Raw genomic sequence first — 5,093 nt, 5'->3', positions numbered from 1 at the left:
CGTCATCATCCTGATATTGTAGCAGCTACCTGCTGGTTGTTCAACCATGAGGTACTGATGCACGTACTCTCACGCGTCAAAGCACTGTTGCCGCATTGCTGCATCACTTTAGGAGGACCTGAATTTCTGGGTGACAATGCAGCTTTCCTCCGGCGCAACCCATTTGTCAGTTGCGTGTTCCGGGGCGAAGGTGAAGAAGTCGTTCCCCAGTGGCTCCGCGTCTGGAATAAGCCGGATGCATGGGAAGAGATCACCGGACTGTGCTATCTGGATAAAGACGGGAACTATCACGACAACGGTCTGGCACGTGTCGCAAACTTCCAGTCACTTACCCCACCCGAGTGCAGCAAGCTGTTCAACTGGAGCAAACCTTTCGTACAACTGGAGACAACCCGTGGCTGTTTCAACACCTGTGCCTTCTGCGTAAGCGGCGGAGAAAAACCGGTACGCAGTCTGCCCGTAGAAACAATCCGGGAACGGATTCAGACCATCCATGATCATGGCATCCGGAACATCCGGGTTCTGGACCGCACCTTCAATTACAACAACCGGCACGCCCAGGCTTTACTCAATATTTTCTGTGAGTTTCCTGATATACGGTTCCATCTGGAGATCCATCCCGCTCTGCTGACAGAGGAACTGAAAACGGCGCTTGCAAAGATGCCGGAGGGATTACTCCATCTGGAAGCCGGTATACAAAGTCTGCGCGAACCGGTACTTGCTGTCAGCAAGCGTATGGGGAAACTGAAAGATGCCCTGAGCGGACTCCGCTTCCTGTGCAGCCTTCCCAATATGGAAACCCATGCTGACCTGATTGCCGGACTTCCGCTTTACCGGCTGGAAGAGATCTTTGAGGATGTACGCACCCTGGCCGGTTATCCGGCCGGAGAAATTCAGCTGGAGTCTCTGAAACTCCTCCCGGGAACAGAAATGCGCCGAAGAGCCGAAGAACTCGGTATCCGATACTCCCCGATGCCTCCGTACGAAGTACTGGAAACCCGGGAAATCACAGCCGACGAACTCCAGACAGCCCGACAGTTATCCCGCCTGCTGGACGGATTCTATAACACACCGGCCTGGCAAGGCATCACCCGACAGCTCATTGTGGACCATGAAGATTTCCTGCATAAAATGCTGGATTACCTGATTGAGCTTCGGGTCATCGACCAGCCCCTGGGACTGGAACGACGGGGTATCATTCTTTATGAATTCTGCCAAAAGCATTATCCGGACTATACCTGTGCGGTCAGCCGGGCATGGATCGAAGCCGGAATGTCATTGAAGAAACAACCGGCTGAACGTGTACGGACCAAACATGTAACCCCTCCTGAGCAATGGACCGTCTGCTTCGGAACGTATCATGAAGGACTCCGGCTCTGCCTGCTGCCCGGCGAAAACAGCGGGATCACATATTGGTACGGATTCGAAACGGAGAATCAGGCAAGCAAACCTGTTTTTAAAGCAACTGCTCCATGAAAATACTTCACACAAGCGACTGGCATCTGGGACACGCTCTCTACAACTACGATCGCAGCGAGGAACAGATCTGCTTCCTCAACCAGCTGACCGGAATTGTACAGGAGGAACAACCGGATGTCATGGTGGTAAGCGGAGATATCTATCACTACTCTACTCCATCTGCTGCTACACAGAAAATGTACACCGACGGACTGCTACGTATTCATCAGGCCTGCCCGTCAATGACCATTGTCGTTACGGCGGGAAACCACGACAGCAGTTCCAAACTGGAAATAGACAGTAATCTGTGGGATCATTTCCGGGTAAAGGTTATCGGCCATATTGAACGTTGCGGCTCTGCCGTGAATTGGGAAAAACAAATCATCGCAATTCCCGGTCAGGACGGGAATCCTGTCGGATATGTAGCAGCTATGCCCCATGTCTATCCGCAAAACTTTCCCATACTGAGTGACGACACGCCCCGGGAAGAACGGCAATCCAGATTCTTTCAGGCATTGCTGGATGAAACCGGAAAACAAAATACCCAGCAGCTTCCTGTTGTCCTCATGGCACATCTTTCAGTAGAAGGCAGTGACCGCACCGGCCAGGATGATTCAGCCGGAGGAATGGAATTCATTTCTCTTTCCACACTCGGAAAAGGATACGATTACCTTGCTTTGGGACACATCCATTGCCCCCAGACCCTGAAAGGATCCGAGAATCATGCCCGCTATTGCGGTACACCGTTACCTGTCAGCTTTGATGAGACTTATCCGCATTCAGTCACCATCGTACAAATCCGGCATCAGGGAGAACAGCCTGAAATCACAACCCGAAGTATCCGGAACCCATGGCCCCTGCTGACTCTTCCTGCCACTCCGGTTCCTTTCGATGAGGCTCTGAAAGCATTGGAGGCCTATCCTGACCACGAACAGACCTATATCCGCCTGAATGTGCTGATCCGGGACTATCTGGCTCCTGACTGCAACGAAAAAGCTTCTGCCGCAACCCGGGGGAAAGCCTGCCGGTTCTGTTACATCAAATGCACCCGGGAACAACAGGAACAGGCTACACCCGAAACTGCCCTTACCATTCAGGAAGTAAAAGAGATGTCCCCGCTGGATATAGCCAGACGCTATTATCGCGAAGCAGAAGGAGAAGAAATGGACGAAGAACTCTGTACACTGATGCAGGAAGTCATCGCTCAGGTCCATGCAAAAGATATCTGATCCCTGTTCATTTTAAACCATACCACCATGAAACTACAGAAACTGACCATCCGGAACCTCGCATCCATTGAAGATGCTGTCATTGATTTTGAGCACGGACCACTGGGAGAAGAATCCCTGTTCCTCATCTGCGGAGAAACCGGAGCCGGAAAAACGACCATTCTCGATTCGATCTGTCTGGCTCTCTACAACGAGACGCCACGTATGGACCGGGCCGAAAATGAGCGTTATAAAGACGCAGCACAAACAGCTTCCGGCAGGAAAGAAGATATTGCCATCAATGACAACCGCCAGCTGATGCGAAGAAATACAGGTGAGGCCTGGTCAGAGCTGGAGTTTACAGGATCAAACGATATCCCCTACACAGCCCGCTGGTATGTAGCCCGTGCCCATCGGAAAGTCAGCGGTTCACTGCAAAGCGTCAAATGGACCCTGGAAAACCGAAAGACCGGTATCCAGCTTACCAAGATAGCAGAAATCAAAGCTGAAATACAGAAAGCCGTAGGACTGAGCTTTGAACAGTTCTGCCGCACCACTCTGCTCGCTCAGGGAGATTTTACCAAATTTCTCCAAAGTAAGGAAAGTGAGAAATCGGATATTCTGGAGAAACTGACAGGCACCGGCATCTATTCCCGTATCGGTGCTGAAATCTATGCGGCCAGCAAACAGAGACGTCTGGCTTACGAAACCCAGAAACAAAAACTGAACGGCATCCGCTTACTGACGGAAGAAGAAAAAGAAACCCTCCGGACTTCCATCCGGCAAAATCTGCAAGAAGCCACGGATTGTAAAAAACAGCTGGATACAGTTACTCAGAAACGCAACTGGCTGCAACGGAATAAAGAGCTGAAAGAGGCCCGGCAACAACGGCAGCAGGAATGGGAAACCAGTCTGGCCGCCCTCAAAACAGATGAATACCGGCAACGGGAGCAGACACTGCGTGACTGGAATCTCTCTGCGGAAGCCCGCAATCAGCTTCAGACTTTCAATCATCTGACAACACAGCAGATGGAACTTGAGAAAGAAACTTCCCGGATGGAAGCACAGTATCATATCCTATGCCAGGGACTTGTCGGCCTGCGGGAACAGCTCAATGACTTACAGGAAAAACAACAACAGACAAGCGGTTTCCTGAAAGAAAAAGCAGAATATGCTCCGATGTTTGAAGAAAGTCAGGGTATATTGGCCGACCTGAAAAACCTGATGGAAGCCGAACGGAAAGAACAGGAATATCGCCAGCGAGTAATAACATGGACAGCAGCCATTCCGCAGCTGGAAAAGAGCCTGCTAAGCAAAGAAAAGAATTTACAAGAAAAGAATCAGGCAAGTGCTGCTCTCCAGAAAGAGATAGACCAACAGACTAAAAGCTGGGAAGCATTCAATACCCCCAGACTGCAGTCACAGAAATCAGATTTAGAGAAAAGAAAAGAAGGACTGGTCTCTTTACTCAACGAACTGACTCTGCTCCGGGAAAAACAGATAAGCCTGAATACCTTACAGGAAACCGAACAAAAAATTTTCAACCAACTGATCACAGTACAACAGGAACAGGAAAATCTTCAGACCACTTTCAACCAGGCCAAACAGCGCTATGAAGAAACGGATGCGCTATACCGAAAGCAAAAAGAAGCTACCGAGAACTGGGCCCGGGAAGCCCGTGCACGCCTGGTCGCAGGTGACCACTGCCCTGTCTGCGGACAAAAGATAACTGACATTCCCCATGATGAAGCTTTTCAGTCCCTTCTGCTGCCAATCTATGAGGAGCTGAAGTTCAGACAAAAGAATTATGACGAAGCCGGACAATCGTTGAAAGCCAATCTCAGCCTGCAAAAACAACTTACCGAGCAACAGCAGGCAAGCCATAAGAATACAGAAAATTTCAAACAAGGATATCAGATAACCCGCCGTCAGGTTCAAGACCTCTGTACGTTCCTAGGCATCCGGCCTCAACCCGGCATTGAAGCCACACAGGCTCTGATCCGCCAGACAACGGAAGATGCAGATCAGGAAATAAAAAGTCTATCCCTGCAACTGGAGAAAGCAGATAATCTTTTACAGAATATACAACAGTTACAGAAACAAAAGGACCAGATGCAGGAGTTGGGCAATGAAGCCCAGCGTGCCTTTATCCAGGCTGAAAAAGAACTGAACGACCGGAAGAATCAGATCCAGACCGGAACATCCTGGATAGAAAATGAAAAGAACAACATCCGGACCCTTCACCTGCGGATTACGGAAAAGATGAAATGGAACGACTGGAACGAAAGCTGGAAGCAGGATCCAGATTCGCTGATCCGCAAACTGAAAGATGAGACTACTGGCTACCGGCAGGCACAGGAACAGCTGAAAGCAGTGACCAGCCGGATCGAATTGGAACAAAAAGACTGGAAGCTGTCCTGTCCGCTC

General features: G+C 50.1%; 3 protein-coding genes. All 3 read left to right on the top strand.

Features of this window, described 5'->3' with window-relative positions; all coding sequences use genetic code 11:
• Nucleotides 1-1,476: B12-binding domain-containing radical SAM protein (locus BACCOPRO_RS06800; protein WP_008142146.1), on the top strand; the 1,476-nt coding region annotated here is incomplete at its 5' end.
• A complete protein-coding gene (locus BACCOPRO_RS06795; protein ID WP_008142145.1) occupies nt 1,473-2,687 on the top strand; it encodes an exonuclease SbcCD subunit D in 1,215 nt (404 codons plus the stop codon). The genes BACCOPRO_RS06800 and BACCOPRO_RS06795, both read left to right, overlap by 4 nt.
• A gap of 27 nt (nt 2,688-2,714) precedes the next feature.
• Nucleotides 2,715-5,093 (top strand): AAA family ATPase (locus tag BACCOPRO_RS06790; RefSeq protein WP_008142144.1); only part of this gene is annotated, 2,379 nt, incomplete at its 3' end.

Origin of the sequence: Phocaeicola coprophilus DSM 18228 = JCM 13818 (genome assembly GCF_000157915.1) — a bacterium.
Lineage (GTDB): Bacteria > Bacteroidota > Bacteroidia > Bacteroidales > Bacteroidaceae > Phocaeicola > Phocaeicola coprophilus.
The sequence above is the reverse complement of the archived record's forward strand: the minus strand, read 5'-3'. Positions and strand labels throughout refer to the sequence as shown.

Coding starts and splice junctions, on each gene's coding strand:
- BACCOPRO_RS06795 (WP_008142145.1), top strand. CDS start 1,473: ATGAAAATACTTCACACAAGCGACTGGCATCTGGGACACGCTCTCTAC.